At 64.6% G+C, this 14,608-nt stretch carries 16 protein-coding genes; 10 read left to right on the forward strand and 6 right to left on the reverse strand.

Going from position 1 to position 14,608, the window contains the following annotated elements:
• The first annotated feature begins 189 nt into the window (after positions 1-189).
• Entirely contained in the window at positions 190-1,260 is a 1,071-nt protein-coding gene (locus tag FJ938_RS13710; protein ID WP_140694464.1) for a phosphatase PAP2 family protein, read from the forward strand.
• Between the two features lie 138 nt (positions 1,261-1,398).
• Here the strand turns inward: FJ938_RS13710 and FJ938_RS13715 are convergent, their stop codons facing one another.
• Positions 1,399-1,941, reverse strand: a complete 543-nt coding sequence (locus FJ938_RS13715; protein WP_181165750.1) for a hypothetical protein — start codon at positions 1,939-1,941, stop codon at positions 1,399-1,401.
• Between the two features lie 121 nt (positions 1,942-2,062).
• Entirely contained in the window at positions 2,063-2,389 is a 327-nt protein-coding gene (locus FJ938_RS13720; RefSeq protein WP_140612929.1) for a DUF1330 domain-containing protein, read from the reverse strand.
• A gap of 178 nt (positions 2,390-2,567) precedes the next feature.
• Between FJ938_RS13720 and FJ938_RS13725 the strand changes: the two genes are divergently transcribed.
• The 5 genes from FJ938_RS13725 (at position 2,568) to FJ938_RS13745 (ending at position 6,137) form a co-directional block, all read left to right on the forward strand.
• Positions 2,568-3,260, forward strand: a complete 693-nt coding sequence (locus FJ938_RS13725; protein ID WP_140694467.1) for a helix-turn-helix domain-containing protein — start codon at positions 2,568-2,570, stop codon at positions 3,258-3,260.
• An 82-nt stretch (positions 3,261-3,342) separates the two neighbouring features.
• Positions 3,343-4,470: a bifunctional DNA-binding transcriptional regulator/O6-methylguanine-DNA methyltransferase Ada gene (gene ada / locus FJ938_RS13730; protein WP_181169092.1), complete on the forward strand. Its 1,128-nt coding sequence runs from the start codon at positions 3,343-3,345 to the stop codon at positions 4,468-4,470.
• Positions 4,471-4,488: 18 nt separating this feature from the next.
• Positions 4,489-4,707 carry a hypothetical protein gene (locus tag FJ938_RS13735; RefSeq protein WP_246673310.1) on the forward strand — a complete coding sequence of 73 codons (219 nt, stop codon included), beginning with the start codon at positions 4,489-4,491 and terminating at the stop codon, positions 4,705-4,707.
• A gap of 135 nt (positions 4,708-4,842) precedes the next feature.
• Positions 4,843-5,397 carry a methylated-DNA--[protein]-cysteine S-methyltransferase gene (locus tag FJ938_RS13740; protein WP_140694476.1) on the forward strand — a complete coding sequence of 185 codons (555 nt, stop codon included), beginning with the start codon at positions 4,843-4,845 and terminating at the stop codon, positions 5,395-5,397.
• Positions 5,394-6,137, forward strand: a complete 744-nt coding sequence (locus FJ938_RS13745) for a 2OG-Fe(II) oxygenase (protein ID WP_140694478.1) — start codon at positions 5,394-5,396, stop codon at positions 6,135-6,137. The genes FJ938_RS13740 and FJ938_RS13745 overlap by 4 nt, the downstream gene beginning before the upstream one ends.
• An 8-nt stretch (positions 6,138-6,145) precedes the next feature.
• Here the strand turns inward: FJ938_RS13745 and FJ938_RS13750 are convergent, their stop codons facing one another.
• Positions 6,146-7,048: a LysR family transcriptional regulator gene (locus FJ938_RS13750; RefSeq protein ID WP_140694481.1), complete on the reverse strand. Its 903-nt coding sequence runs from the start codon at positions 7,046-7,048 to the stop codon at positions 6,146-6,148.
• 121 nt (positions 7,049-7,169) lie between these two features.
• Here FJ938_RS13750 and FJ938_RS13755 point away from each other — a divergent pair, with 121 nt between their 5' ends.
• The gene (locus tag FJ938_RS13755) at positions 7,170-8,084 is read left to right on the forward strand and encodes an alpha/beta hydrolase (protein ID WP_140694483.1); all 915 of its coding nucleotides are present in this window, start codon (positions 7,170-7,172) and stop codon (positions 8,082-8,084) included.
• A gap of 87 nt (positions 8,085-8,171) precedes the next feature.
• On the opposite strand, the gene FJ938_RS13760 is transcribed toward FJ938_RS13755, so the two are convergent.
• Positions 8,172-8,759 (reverse strand): dihydrofolate reductase family protein, encoded by a 588-nt coding sequence (locus tag FJ938_RS13760; RefSeq protein WP_140694485.1) that lies wholly within the window; start codon positions 8,757-8,759, stop codon positions 8,172-8,174.
• A 110-nt stretch (positions 8,760-8,869) separates the two neighbouring features.
• Between FJ938_RS13760 and FJ938_RS13765 the strand changes: the two genes are divergently transcribed.
• From FJ938_RS13765 to dinB, 3 genes are all read left to right on the forward strand, one after another.
• Positions 8,870-9,286, forward strand: a complete 417-nt coding sequence (locus FJ938_RS13765) for a helix-turn-helix domain-containing protein (RefSeq protein ID WP_140694488.1) — start codon at positions 8,870-8,872, stop codon at positions 9,284-9,286.
• Positions 9,287-9,440: 154 nt separating this feature from the next.
• Complete coding sequence (locus FJ938_RS13770) at positions 9,441-10,616, forward strand: pilus assembly protein (protein ID WP_348642281.1); 1,176 nt, start codon at positions 9,441-9,443, stop codon at positions 10,614-10,616.
• Positions 10,617-10,927: 311 nt separating this feature from the next.
• Positions 10,928-12,175 carry a DNA polymerase IV gene (gene dinB / locus FJ938_RS13775; RefSeq protein ID WP_140694491.1) on the forward strand — a complete coding sequence of 416 codons (1,248 nt, stop codon included), beginning with the start codon at positions 10,928-10,930 and terminating at the stop codon, positions 12,173-12,175.
• A gap of 18 nt (positions 12,176-12,193) precedes the next feature.
• On the opposite strand, the gene FJ938_RS13780 is transcribed toward dinB, so the two are convergent.
• Positions 12,194-13,795, reverse strand: coding sequence for an FGGY-family carbohydrate kinase (locus FJ938_RS13780; RefSeq protein WP_140694494.1), 1,602 nt, complete (start codon positions 13,793-13,795; stop codon positions 12,194-12,196).
• Between the two features lie 83 nt (positions 13,796-13,878).
• Complete coding sequence (locus FJ938_RS13785; protein WP_140612941.1) at positions 13,879-14,607, reverse strand: SDR family oxidoreductase; 729 nt, start codon at positions 14,605-14,607, stop codon at positions 13,879-13,881.
• Position 14,608 lies beyond the last annotated feature (1 nt).

The following is a 14,608-nucleotide window of genomic DNA, read 5'->3' on the forward strand; positions in this document are numbered from 1 at the left end:
GCGGCGGTGGTCCGCCTTCACAGGTGAAGCGGACGTGCTGCATCTTGGTCAACAAATTCTTGAAAACAAATAATGTATTATAAACATCTAATATCTTGAGGATTTACTTTGAACAGAGTGTAACCAACCGGTAATACATAGCATGTGAAATAGTAATCGGGTTTTAAGCGGCTGACGGGGCGTCCTTCGATGAGCATGCAGACCGGGCGGAGCGGCGAGGATGGTCGCTCCGGTGTCCTTCTTGGCCTGGATAGCGTGGCAACCAGGAGCGGCTGGCTGCTGACGGCCTTGTGTCTGGCCTATGTTTTGACGGCGGTTTGCCTTCGGCCGGAGCGTTACCTGCGGCTGTCCATACAGTATTTCGGGACATTCCTCAGCGTGCTGCCGGTTCTCCTGGTGGTTGGTCTCGGACTGGCGGCCCTGATATTAGGTGGGGCAAGGCCAATAGAGTTCATGGTGCACATGCTCAAGGAACGTGGGCCGGGGGCAGCGCGGGTCGTCCTCTTGTTCTTTCTCGGCATCACCGCTTTCACGGCGTTCAGGATCACCATACCGGAGATCGTGCCCTACTATGCCGATCCCAAGCTGGCCGAAATCGATCTTTCGCTGCACGGCATCGATCCTTGGGTATGGACGCACAGCATCGTTTCAGAGCCCGCCTCCATGCTGGTTTTCGAGGCCTACATGTCCTGGTGGTTCATGCAATGGTTCGGCGTCGTGCTCTTCGTCGCCTTCTGGAACGATCCCGCCCGGCGCCTCCGCTATCTCTGGGCATTCGCGCTCACCATGCTGGTATGCGGCACCGTTCTTGCAATCACACTGTCGTCCACCGGGCCGATATTCTACGAGCGGTTCTACGGCGACGACCGATTTGCCGGGGTGCTGGCCGCGCTGATGGCTGACCCGCATGCCTTGCCGGTAAGATTCGCCGCCAACTATCTGCTCGACGCACATGAGAGCGGCAGATCCCAGTTAGGCACCGGCATCACCGCGATGCCAAGCATGCATGTCGCCATCGCCACGCTCAACGCCTTCTTTCTCGGCGGTTTCGGCCGCCGCTGGGCCGTCGCCGGCTGGTGCTTTGCGGCACTCATCCTGTTCGGCTCGGTCTACACCGGCTGGCATTATGCGGTGGATGGCTATCTCTCGATCCTGGTCGTGTCCATGCTCTGGTACCTGACCGGGCGTTTCGTTCTGCCGCAAAGGAAGAGGGAGATCACCGGGATCGGGCTGCCAATGCCCGAACCCGTATCGCGATGATCAGGCCTGTCTGACATCATCAGCGGCAGCGAGAAATCATCTGCTTCGCCGCATGGCTGATGCCGGCGGTGATCGACAAAAGTCGACGGAACTTCGGACAACGGCCGGGCGGCATTGGCGCCGCCCGCCCCTGCCGGCTTACTGGCTTGGCGCCATCGCGTGTTCGCACGACACTTTCGGGTTCATGTCGGCGAAGGTGCCGGTCGGGTTGCCTTTCCAGGCCCAGACATGCAGTTCGTAAAACTCGCCCAGGCCATAGCGGTTGGGGGCGCTGTTGAAGTTGAATAGCTGTCCTTCCAGCGATGCCGGACCCTTGGAGGTGATGTATTCGACCGCCACCAGCTTCAGCGTGCCGTCGGCCATCGGCTCGTACATCACGGCTTCAGGACGGGCGATGTCGATCTTGTCGTCCTTCAGGTATTGGCCGTTGACGTAGTGGATGCCCATGGCGCCGCCGGTGATGCCGCTGGCGCAGGGAATGGGCGCATAGCCTTCGGCCGTAGCCGCCCTGACGTCGAGAAACCGGCTGTTCGCTGCCCGCACCTTGTCGGCCAGCGGATTGGGACCGGACGTGGCTTCAGCCGCCTCCTGATGCGCCTGCGCGACGCCGGTGCAGGCGCACAGCATGGCCGCGGCCGCGGCCATGAAGAGCCTGTTGCGAAAGTTCATTGTCATGCTCATTCCATTCTTCCTGAAAATGCACAGCGGGCCGGCCGCCGGAAATACGGAGGCCCGACAGGCAAGCGCTGTGGCTGTTGTTGCTTGGTGATCCCGGATAGGGTGCAAGAAATACCGGGAAGGATCATCCCTTCGGCAGATACGGGATCGTTCCGGCCAGATCGGTGTTGTCGATCAGCTGGAAGCGGCTGTCGCTGCCATCCTGACGCGCCGAAACGAAAGGCGCATAGGCAGGATCGTTGGCGAAGGCGCGTGCCGCTGCTTCCGACGGGAAGGCCATCAGCGCGATCAGCGTGGTGTCGAGCGGCTTGCCTTCAAGCGTCTTCACATTGCCGCTGCGCGACAGATATCTGCCGCCATGCTTGTGGACGAGGTCGTGCACCGAGGCGGCGTAAGCCGGCACCCACTTCGGGTCCTTCACCTTGATGTCTGCAATGACGTATGCGGTCATGGGTAGTCTCCTGGTTGCGGCGCACAGGGGGATCCCGTGCAACCGGCCAAAGGGCTCGCATGACCGGGCCCGCGCCAACCAGTCCGCGATCTGTACCGGGCCAGTACAGTTTCCGTACTGGCCGCTTCCTTCACGAGAGCCTAATGTTGCGCCCAGGTTCGAGGGAGGGACGTCGACCATGGTCCAGCACGGATACAAACAGTTCTGCCCGCTGTCGATGGCCGCCGAGGTGCTGTGCACCCGCTGGACGATGGTGCTGATGCGCGAACTGGTGGCGGGTTCCACCCGTTTCAACGACCTGCGCCGCGGCGTCCCCAAAATGTCGCCAACCCTTCTGTCGCAACGGCTGAAGGAGCTTGAACTCGCCGGCATCGTCGAGCGCAAGGAGGTCCAGGGCGAGAAGGGGATTTTCGACTATCGGCTGACTGAAGCCGGCCGGGATTTGCGCCCGGTCGTCGAGGCAATGGGCTTCTGGGGACAGAAATGGGTGGAGTCCCGGCTGTCGCTCAAGAACCTCGATCCATCGCTGTTGATGTGGGACATGCGGCGCAACCTGAACCCCTCGCCGCTGCCCGAGGGCCGCACGGTGATACAATTCCTGTATCAGGAGCTTCCGGCGTCCAAACGCTCGTGGTGGCTGATCGTCGAGAAGCACGGCGAGGTCGATCTGTGCTGGTACGATCCGGGTTTCGACGTCGACCTGTATGTCTCCACGGACCTCTACACGATGACGGCGATCTGGATGGGGCTGCTCACCGTCGAGAAGGCCGGCGCGAAGGTGGCCCTGACCGGCGATCAGGCGATCGGCAGGAAGATGCAGGCCTGGCTTGGGCTAAGCCCGTTCGCGATGGAGCCCAAGCGGGCGGCATAGGAGCGAGGCGAGCCTCAGCGATCCTGCGGCTCTTGGCAGGAAACGGGTGGCGGAGCCGGCCCTTGGCGGCTTCAATGGCGCCATGTTCATCACGCTTCAAAGAGAGCTGAAATCCGCGCCGCTGCCGGTGGCCGAAGATCCGCGCTGGAGGCTGATCGTCAGGCGCGACAAGTCGGCTGACGGCAAATTCTGGTATTCGGTGGCGACCACCGGCGTCTATTGCCGGCCCTCCTGTCCATCGCGGCGTGCCAACCTCAGGAATGTGCAGCTGCACGACACGCTGGCCCAGGCGAAGGCGACCGGTTTCCGCGCCTGCCGCCGCTGCAACCCGGATGGCCCGTCGATCGATGCCGGCAACGCCGCGATGGTCGCCAAGGCCTGCCGCATGATCGAGGACAGCGAGGAAGAACCCTCGCTTGACCAGCTGGCGGTCGCGGCGGGCCGCAGCCCCGGCTACTTCCATCGCGTCTTCAGGGCGATCACCGGACTGACACCGAAGGACTATGCCGCCGCGCGCCGTGCCGCCCGGGTCCGCCAAAGCCTGGAAGACGGCGTCAGCGTGACAGCCGCGATCTACGATGCCGGTTTCAATTCGAGCGGGCGCTTCTACGAGAAATCGACCGGCATGCTCGGCATGACGCCGACGCGCTACCGCGCCGGCGGCGCCAACGAAGACATCCGCTTCGCCGTCGGCGAATCCTCGCTCGGCGCCATCCTGGTCGCATCGAGCAAAAAAGGCGTCGCCGCGATCCTGCTTGGCGACGACCCGGACGCGCTGGTGCGCGACCTGCAGGACCGTTTCCCCAAGGCGCGGCTGATCGGCGGCGACCGCGACTACGAGGCGCTGGTCGCCCGCGTCGTCGGTTTCGTCGAGGCGCCGGCACTCGGTCTCGACCTGCCGCTCGACGTGCGCGGCACCGCCTTCCAGCAGCGCGTCTGGCAGGCCTTGCAGGACATCCCGGTCGGCGGCACCATATCCTACGCCGAGATCGCACAGCGCATCGGTGCGCCGAAGGCGACCCGTGCCATCGCGGCCGCCTGCGCCGCCAACGCGCATGCCATAGCCATTCCTTGCCATCGCGTGATCCGCAAGGACGGGACCCTGTCAGGCTATGCCTGGGGCGCCGAGCGCAAACGCGCGCTGCTCGAGCGGGAGGCCGGCGGGTCGATGAAAGCAGCCGACAACGCCCGCCGGTCTTCGCGGGGCTGACGACCGGCGATGCGCGCGATGGCAAGCTCTTCCGCCGCCGGTGCGAACAGCCAGATTTCCGCCGGCGCTGCCGTTAGCCGTGAGGATGCGAAATCACAGGTGTTGGCCGCCATCGGCGAGCTTGTCGATGCCGGCAAGGCCGAGTTGCGCCACGGGCCGAAAGGCGAGACCGAATTGCGGCTGCCGTCAGGCGAGGTTTTCGTGCTCGGCGAAGTCGCCGTCACGCGTGTCGCGTGAATATACTCAGCACCTGCGGCACTTACCTTTTCACCGCTCGTCCCCAGACCCCGAGATTCGAATTTGAAAGCAAGCATCGGAGTGAGAGACGCAAAGCAGACGTCTAGGGTCAGCCACACAGAAGGAGTGAAGGCAATGAACCTCATGCAAACCGACGTGCCGGCGGCACCCTTTGACGCCGCCACCCTCGCCACCATCGCCTACGCCATCGGCGAATCCGCGATCGGCACCATCCTGGCGGCGCGCAGCCGCATCGGCGTCTGCGCCATCCTGATCGGCTCCGACGCAGAAACACTGGAGCAGGATCTCGCCGACCGCTTCCCCGGCAGGATGCTGGCCGAGGACGGAGCCGCCCTGCGCGACGACCTCGTGGCAATCGCGCGCTTCATCGAGACGCCGGCCGCCGGCCTCGACCTGCCGCTCGATATGCGCCACGGCACGCCTTTCCAGCAAAGGGTGTGGGAGGTGCTGCGCACCATCCCGTGCGGTGCCACCATCACCTATACGGCCCTTGCCCGGCGCCTCGGCCTGCCCGATGGTGCCCGCGCCGTGGCGACGGCTTGTGCCGCCAACGCGATCGCGCTCGGCATTCCCTGCCACCGCGTCCTGCGCGCCGACGGCACGCTGTCCGGCTACCGTTGGGGCGTCGAGCGCAAGCGCGCTTTGCTCGACAGGGAGGCCGCGATATGAATGCCCACGCCAAGGTGGCCACAGCGGCGGTCGAAGCGGCGGAGACACGCATCGCAGGCTACGACTGGCAGGCCTTGGCCGCCGAACTCGACGGCTTCGGCTGCGCGGTGATGGAAAAGCTGCTGTCGCCGCAGGAGTGCCGGCAAATCGCCGGCCTCTATCCGCAGGAAGAGCATTTCCGCAGCCACATCCACATGGCCAGGCACGGTTTCGGCAAAGGCGAATACCGCTACTTCCGCTATCCCCTGCCGGACCTGATCGGCGGCCTGCGCACCGCACTCTATCCACGGCTGGCCGAAATCGCCAACCGGTGGAACGAGCGCATGGGGATCGCGATGCGCTATCCCGCGACGCATGCCGAATTTCTCGACCAGTGCCATGCCGCCGGACAGGTCAGGCCGACGCCGCTTCTGCTGCAATATGTGCCCGGCGACTTCAACTGCCTGCACCAGGATCTCTATGGCGATCTCGCCTTCCCGCTGCAGGTCGCGATCCTGCTTTCGGAGCCGGGCAAGGATTTCACCGGCGGCGAGTTCGCGCTGACCGAGCAGCGGCCGCGCATGCAGAGCCGGGTCGAGGTGGTGCCGCTGCGCCAGGGCGACGCCGTCGCCTTCGCCGTTCACAATCGGCCGGTGCAGGGTACGAAGGGCAACTACCGCGTCAATCTGCGCCACGGCGTCAGCCGCCTGCGCTCAGGCATGCGCCACACCGTTGGCATCATTTTTCATGATGCCACCTGAGTGCCGGCTCACGCCTCCCAATAAGGCGGATCGCCGAAGACATCGCGCAGCCATGCGATGAGCGCGCGCAGTTTGGCGGACCCGCGCCGGTCCTCGGGACAGGCGATGTAGATGGTGGCTCCTTCCGGCTCGGCACCGACATCGACGACCGCCAGTCGCTTGTCGGCAAGCTCCGCCTGGATGAAGTATGCGGGCAGCAGCGCCAGGCCGAGGCCGGCAAGCGCGGCATCGCGCATCAAAATCCCATTGTTGACGCGCAGCGCGGTTTCCGGGCGGATCGTCACCAGCCGCCGCGAAATCTTGAACCGCCAGTCGGCGGCACCCCGGATGGAAAAGATGATGCCCTTGTGGCGTTTCAGGTCCTCGATCGTCGCGGGCCGTCCAAACCGCTCGAGATAGTCCGGCGAAGCCACCAGAGAGCGGCGGCTGGAAGCCAGTTTCTTGACGATGACGGGTCCGTCCTCGACGACCGGCCCGTGACGCAAAATGGCGTCATAGCCCTCGGCCACTATGCTGACGAAGCGGTCATCGAGATCGAGCGTCAGTTCGATCCCCGGATGCCTGGCCAGGAAGCCGTACAGCGCCGGGCCGAGATGCAGGATGCCGAAACTGGTTGGAGCCGCTATCCTGAGCGGCCCGGCAAGTTCGCCCCGGCGCTCCGCGACTTCGGCGCTGGCATCGGCCACCTCCTGCATGATGCGCTTGGCGCGTTCGTAGAAACTGCGCCCCGTCTCGGTAATGGAGAGCTTGCGCGTCGTGCGATCGAGCAGCTTCGTGCCGAGGCTGCGCTCGAGTTCCGACAACCGCTCGCTGACGACCGATTTGGACAGCGCCATGCGCCTGGCCGCTTCGGTGATCGAACCGGATTCCGCGACGGCGACAAAGGCGGCGGCGGATTCGAGCTTCAGCATTGTTCGGCTTTCCCGAATTCACAATCAGGCGACCGTCGCCTAACGAAATCAAGGACATGGTGTCATAGTTGGCGAGGCCGCGATATGGCGGCCGCAAACAAAATCTCGGCGGGAGTATGGTATGTTTCGTCCTTTGGTCATCGTCCTTGGTCTGTTGGCAATGAGCGTTCCAGCTTCGGCCCGCGTGGTCCCCTTTCCGGCCGGTTTCAAGACGCGGACGATCGAGACCAACGGCACCAGCCTGCATGTGCGGGTTGGCGGAAAAGGCCCGGCGGTCGTGCTGCTGCACGGCTTTGCCGATACGGGAGACATGTGGGGAGCGGCAGCGATAAGGTTGATGAAAGATCACACGGTGATCGTGCCCGACCTGCGCGGCATGGGCCTTTCGGCGCATCCCGACGGCGGCTATACCAAGAAAAACCAGGCCGCGGACATCGCCGGCGTGATGAATGCGCTCAAGATCGACAAGGCCGATCTGGTGACGCACGACATCGGCAACATGGTCGGCTATGCGCTGGCCGCGCAATATCCGAAGCGCATCACCAAATGGGTCGTCATCGACGCGCCGCTGCCGGGCATTGGCGACTGGGACAAGATCAAGCAGAGCCCGCTTTTGTGGCACTTCAATTTCCGCGGCCCCGACATGGAACGGCTGGTCAAGGGCCGCGAGCGCATCTATCTCGATCGCTTCTACAACGAACTGTCGGCCGACCCGAAGAAGATCGACGAGGCGACGCGCGTCCACTACGCCAAGCTCTATGCCCGGCCGCATGCGATGCATGACGCCTTCGAGCAGTTCAAGGCATTCGATCAGGATGCGATCGACAACCCGGCGATGCTGGCCAGCGGCGGCAAGCTGACAATGCCGGTGCTGGCGGTGGGCGCCGAGAAATCGGCCGGCACGAGCCAGGCCGACATTCTGCGCCTCGTCGCCAGCGACGTGACCGGAGCCATCGTGCCCGCCTCCGGCCATTGGATCATGGAGGAAAACCCTGACGCCACCGTCAAGCTGATCACGGATTTCCTCGCCAGGTAACAACCTCGCGGAGCGGCCATTCCGGGCTTTGCCGAGACCGGTTTTGTAAGGCAAAACCGAACGGGGTTGACCGGCCACAGCCCCCGGTCACCCCGCCGGCGCGTAGCGGCTGACCACCATGCCGCAGGCATAGGCCTTCGAGGCGAGCAGCCGCAGCTTCCCGAAACCGCCCTGGTCGAAGATGCGGCGGCCCGCGCCCAGCACGGCCGGGTTGACGAACAGCTGGAACTCGTCGACCAGCCCGGCCGCGATCAGCGAGGAAGCAAAACCGGCGCCGCCGAAGACGGCGATGTCGCCGCCCTCGCCGGCCTTCAGCGCCGTGACCTCACGCGGCAGGTCGCCGCTCACCACCGTCGTGCGTTCCCATCGCGAGGCCTTGAGCCTGTCGCTCGGCACCACCTTGTGGGCCTCGACGATGCGCCGGGCGAAGGCGTAGAACGGATCGGCCGGATATTTCCGCGCCGCATTGCCCCAATGGGTGAGATAGCCCTCCTCGGCCATCTTTCGGCTGAGCAGGATGGTGTCGATGCCGGCGAACACGGCATTGAAGTCCCGCTTCAGTTCGGCGTCCCAGCCATTGTCGTCGCCCCATTCCCAGAGCTGCCAGTCATGGTCCTCATTGGCGCCGACGAAACCGTCGACCGATATCTGCATCTGAAGGATCAGCTTTTTCATGTCTGGATGTGCTCCTCGTCTCAATCGCCAAAGTGGTTTACTTCTGGAACCATTGACGCGAAACCAAAATGATGTCAATAGTAAAGTGATTTAGAAAGGGAACCATAGACATGTCGACGCGCGAAAGATCCGGCTGCCCGATCAACCTGTCGCTCGAACTGCTCGGCGACCGCTGGACGCTGCTTATCATCCGCGACCTGGTCTTCGCCGGGAAAAAGCATTTTCGCGAGTTCCTGCAATCGGATGAAGGCATTTCCTCGCGTACGTTGGCCGAGCGGCTGCAGACGCTGCAGGATGAAGGCATTCTCACCCGCAGCGACGACCCGACCCACGGGCTGAAGGCGATCTACCGGCTGACCGAGGCCGGTATCGACCTGTTGCCGGTGCTGGCCACGCTCGGCGCCTGGGGCAGCAAGCATCGCAAGGCCGACGATCATCTCGCCCGCATCGCCGACGAACTGGCCGCCGGCGGCGATGCGGCGCTGGAACGGATCAAGGCAGCGCTGCGCGCGGAGCATGCTGGATAGGGCCGTGGCAGGCCTTCCGTCCAGGTGATCGGTTTAATTTTAGCGTTTCGTAAAACAATACGTAGAAACCCCTGCTGTAGTACCTGGTACTGATCTGACGAGGGGCGCTGTCGTGTTGAAAGACTTCTGGGCTTCGGAGCGCGGCAATTTCGCGCTGACCACGGTGATCGCGATGCTGCCGCTGATGCTTGGCGTGGCCGGCGCGATCGATCTGGTGGGCACGAGCGACGACGCCGACCACTTGCAGAACTCGCTGGACGCGGCGGGACTCGCCATCGGGACAAAATATTATGCCGGCATGGCGGCTGGCGACGTGCAGCAACTCGGCCAGAACTTCTTCACGGCCAATATGCGCGCCGCCGACCAGCAGGAATATTCGGGAAGCGTCGCAGCCCTCTCGAGCGCCGCCAGCGGCGGCCCCAGCGCCTACTATATTTCGCTTTCGTCCAGCATCAGCCGTCCCAGCTTCATCAGCGCCCTGCCCCCCTGGCAAGCCTCGCGCTCCACCATGGTCAAGATCGTGCCCGGTGCGCAGGCCTGCGTACTTGCGCTCGATCCTCACGCATCCGCTGCGGTCAACCTGCAAGGCTCGACCGACGTCGCGATGAACCATTGCGTGATCGCCGCCAACTCGGACGCGGCCGATTCCGTCAACAGAGGCGGATCTGCGCTGGTGAGCGCCAGCTGCGTTTCGACCGTTGGCGGCACGTCCGGCCTCTTGCCGCCCAACGCCAGCTTGAGTTGCGGCAATCCGCTCGAACATCAGTACGCGTCGTTTGACCCGCTGGCTAACGTCACCCCTCCCCCTTACACGCTTTGCCAGAACGCACCCAACGGCAAATCCATCACCCTTTCGCCCGGCACCTATTGCGACAAGACATGGTCGGGAAACATCACGCTCAACCCCGGCGTCTACATACTGCGTGGGGTCACCATAAAGCCCGGCGGAAATGGCAGCCTCACCGGCCAGGGCGTGACGATATTCCTGATGGAAGGCGCGCAAATCTACATCAACGCAAATGAACAGGTGACCCTCTCGCCGCCCACCAGCGGCACCTATGCCGGCATCACCATATTCCAGGATCGCGGCAATACATCGCCGCTGACACTGAATGGCGGGGCCGGCTCGGTGATCAGCGGCTTCATCTACGCACCGGACGCGCCGATATTCTACGCGGGCAACTCGGATATGAATTCCCAGGGCGACTGCATCCGGCTCGTCGGCGATACCGTGCAGATGACAGGAAATTCGGCCGTGCAGTCGGATTGCGCGGCGGCGCTCGGAAATCGCGAAATGTATGCGGGCCGCCTGATCACGCTTGTCAAATGAGCCGAGAGAGCTGGCCGCCGGCGGCAAGCCGTCTCTGGAAGCGATGAAGACGGCGTTGCGGGCTGGACATATTGGTTAGGCGGCGATGCTTTTCCAGGTTCAAGCGAAGCAGCTTTCTTCTCTAAGCCAGCGCCGCCCCTCACCTGCCTGCCGGCATCCTCTCCCCGTAGAGTTACGGGGAGAGGATCGCTCATCGCCGATTTCGCCAATCTGCGGGACGCCTTCAACAAATCCGTTCCTTGCTTGACAATGATCCCTTTTTGTTCTTCATTCGTTCGCATCTATCAGCAACTGCGGATGAGCGGTCGGGAATGGAGACGACAGCCACCATCCTGCATGCCGATCTCGATGCCTTCTATGCCTCGGTCGAGCAGCTGCTCGATCCGTCGCTGCGCGGCAAGCCGATCGCGGTGGGTGGCGGCGTGGTGCTGGCCGCCTCCTATGAGGCACGCGCCTTTGGCGTGCGTGGCGGCATGCCGGGGCGCAAGGCGCGCGAGCTTTGCCCGCAGCTGATCTTCGTCGGCGGCAATTTCAGCCACTACCAGCGGCTGGGCGACGCGGCGATCAAGGTGCTCGACGATTTCACGCCGGTGGTGGAGCGCATCTCCATCGACGAAGCCTTCGCCGATGTCGCCGGCTGCACGCATCTGTTCGGCCCGCCGGACGAAATCGCCAAAACCATCCGCCGCCGCGTGCGGGCCGAACTCGGCCTGCCGATCTCGATCGGCGTGGCCCGTACCAAGCATCTGGCCAAGATCGCCTCGCAGGTGGCCAAGCCCGACGGGCTGGTGGTGGTCGATCCCGGAACCGAGCTTGCCTTCCTGCACGACCTGCCGGTCTCGCTGATGTGGGGCGTCGGCCCGGCGACCAGGGCGCGGCTGGCCGAAATCGGCATCGAGACCATCGGCCAGTTGGCCAGGACCCACAGCGGCGCGCTGACGCGACTGCTTGGCCCCGCCGCCGGCGAAAAACTCGCCGCCCTGTCGTGGAACCGCGACCCGAGAAAGCTGGAGACGAAGCGGCGGGCGCATTCTGCCGGCGCGCAATTGGCGCTTGGCCAGAAGCCCGCCGTGGCGCGGGTGATCGTGCCGACTTTGCTGCATCTGGCTGACCGTGTCGCCAGCCGGCTGCGCGCCAAGGCGCGGCCCGGCCGCACGGTGACGGTGCGCGTGCGCTTTGCCGATCTCCGCGCCGTGACGCGCTCGATCACGCTCGACCAGCCGATCTCGGCGACCACCATGCTGGCCGAAATCGCCGGCGATCTCGTGCGCGGCGTGCTCGCCGACCACCCTCGGGAGAAGACGATCTCGCTGCTGGCGATCTCGGTCTCGCATCTGGAGGAAAGCGCCGAGCTGCAGCTCGACCTGCCGCTCGGGCTTGCCGACGAGAAGCGCCGGCCCGGCACCCAGAAAGGCCTGGCACGCTTTGGCGCCGACCGCGCCATCGACAAGATCCGCGAGCGCTTCGGCAAGCAGGCGGTCGGCTACGGCGCCGTGGCGCTCGAAGCGGCGCGTTCGGTGCCCGACGAATTCAGGGAACTGGCGGAAAAGGAGCTGTGAGCGGACGGCGCACCCGTCTCAGCCTCTGATCGCCCTACCCGTCTGCTGCAGCAGCTCAAACGCCGCGAAGCGCTTGGCGTGCCAGCCGGTCAGCGACGCGTTGGGATGATAGGCTTCGCCGAGTTCCGACATGGCGGCCATGGCCGTCACCAGATCCTCATAGGCTCCAGCAGCGACGGCTCCGAGCATCGCCGAGCCCAGCAGCACCGGCTCCTGCGAGGTCGACGCCACCACAACCAGGCCGGTTGTATCGGCCAGCAGTTGGCGGACCAATGGGCTTTGGCCCGCGCCGCCGCTGACGACGATCGTATCGACGGCAATGCCCTTTTCGCGCTCGGCGCGCACGATCTGGCGCGCGCCATAGCCAAGACCGCAGATGCCGGCGACATAGAGCGCGACCAGGCTGTCGAGACTGGTGTCGAGATCGAGCCCGGCGATCAGCGCATGTGCGTCCGGATCGGCGAAAGGCGCGCGATTGCCAAGAAATTCCGGCACGACATGGATGCCGCCGGCCAGCGCCGGCACAGCCGCCGCCCCGCCCCGGCTTTCGGCCAGCAGCGACAGCCAGACGCTGAGAGTGAGCCCTGCGGCTCGTGCTTTCTCCGTCGCTTCGCCGGCTGCCGGATGCAAGCGCACCAGGTGGTCGATGGCCGCGCCTGCCGCCGATTGCCCGCCCTCGTTCAGCCATAGGCCCGGCACCATGGCCGAGAAATACGGACCCCAGACGCCGTCGACAAAAGCCGGCTCGGCCGTTGTTGACATGGTGCAGGCCGAGGTGCCGAAGACATAGGCCATGCGCGACAGAACACTGCCGGCTGCGCCGCGCGCGCCGACCGTGCCGATACCACCGGCATGCGCGTCGATCAGGCCCGCCGCTACGGCTGTTCCCTCGGCCAGGCCCAGCTCTGCGGCCGCTTGCGCCGTCAGCCCGCTGCCGAGTGCCGCACCGGCTGGCACGATCTCGGTGCCGATGCGCGTGAAGGCCTCGTCGGCGAGTGCCCCAAGGCCTATCTCGCGGAAATATCCTTCGTCCCATCGGTTTTCATGCGCGAGGTAGGTCCATTTGCAGGTCACCGTGCAGACCGAGCGGGCAAGGCTGCCGCTGGCACGCCAGGTCAGGAAGTCGGCGAGATCCAGAAACTGCCAGGCCGCGTCGAAGGTAGCAGGCAGGTTTTCGGTCAGCCACAGAAGTTTCGGCGTCTCCATTTCCGGCGAGATGACGCCGCCGACATAGTTCAGCACCGCCTCGCCACTGCGGTTGATGCGGCGCGCCTGTTCCGCCGCACGGTGATCCATCCACACGATGATGTTGCGCTCCGGATCGCCAGATGGGCCAACCGGCAGCGGCGCACCGCCTTCGCCCAGCACCACGAGCGAGCAGGTGGCGTCGAAGCCGATCCCGGCGATCGTCTCCGGCGCGGCGCCGGATTGGGCGACGGCCCCGCGCACCGCGGCGCACACCGCACGCCAGATGTCGCGGCTCGACTGCTCGACGATGTCGCCGGGCTCGCGCCACACCTTGATGTCCCGCTTGGCCGAGGCCAGCAGGGTGCCGGACAGATCGAACACCCCGGCGCGCGCGCTGCCGGTGCCGACGTCGATGCCTATGTAATGGGGCAAGGAAAACCTCTGATTTCAGGGAGCAGCAGGTCGTAAGCAGTGAGTGGACGGTGGTGAGGTGGAGCCCGGCTACCGACTACTCCTCAGAGATCATTGCTCTGCGGCAGGATCACGAGATCCCTGATGGTGACGTTCCTTGGCCGGGTCAGCATGAACATCACCGCTTCGGCCACTTCGCGCGGCTGCATCAGGCCACCGGCGGCGAGCTCTTCCTCGAGCTTTGCCTTCGGCCAGTCGTCGACCAACGCCGTCACCACCGGGCCGGGCGCCACCGCACCAACGCGCAAGCCGTGCCTGGCGACCTGCCGGCGCACCGTGTGGACAAAGGCCTGCACGGCATGCTTGGAGGCGGTGTAGATCGGCTCCCAGACCACCGGAACCAGTCCGGCGATCGAACTGGTGACGATGATGTCGCCGGTCTTGCGCTCGACCATGTGCGGCAGGACGGCCTGGATCGAGCGGAAGCAGGCGTTGATGTTGAGGTTCAGCACGCGATCCCAGAGGTCGGGATCGCCGTTTGCCACCTCGCCGCCGACATAGGCGCCGGCATTGGCGTGGAAGATGTCGAGCTGGCCGGCCTTTTCCAGGATCCGCGGCATCATCGTTGCAACGCTTGCCGGCTGCATCAGCTCGATCGACAGCGGGATCGCCTTCGGACCGAGTTCGGCACAGAGTGTGTTCAGCGTCGCCTCGGCGCGGTCGACCAGCACCACGGTGGCGCCTGCCGCCAGCATATGCCTGGCGCATTCCAGACCGATGCCTGAAGCCGCACCGGTGACGGCGGCAACTTTTCCGGACAGTTCTTCACTCATG

Source organism: Mesorhizobium sp. B2-4-14 (assembly GCF_006442155.1).
In the GTDB taxonomy this organism is placed as follows: Bacteria; Pseudomonadota; Alphaproteobacteria; order Rhizobiales; family Rhizobiaceae; genus Mesorhizobium.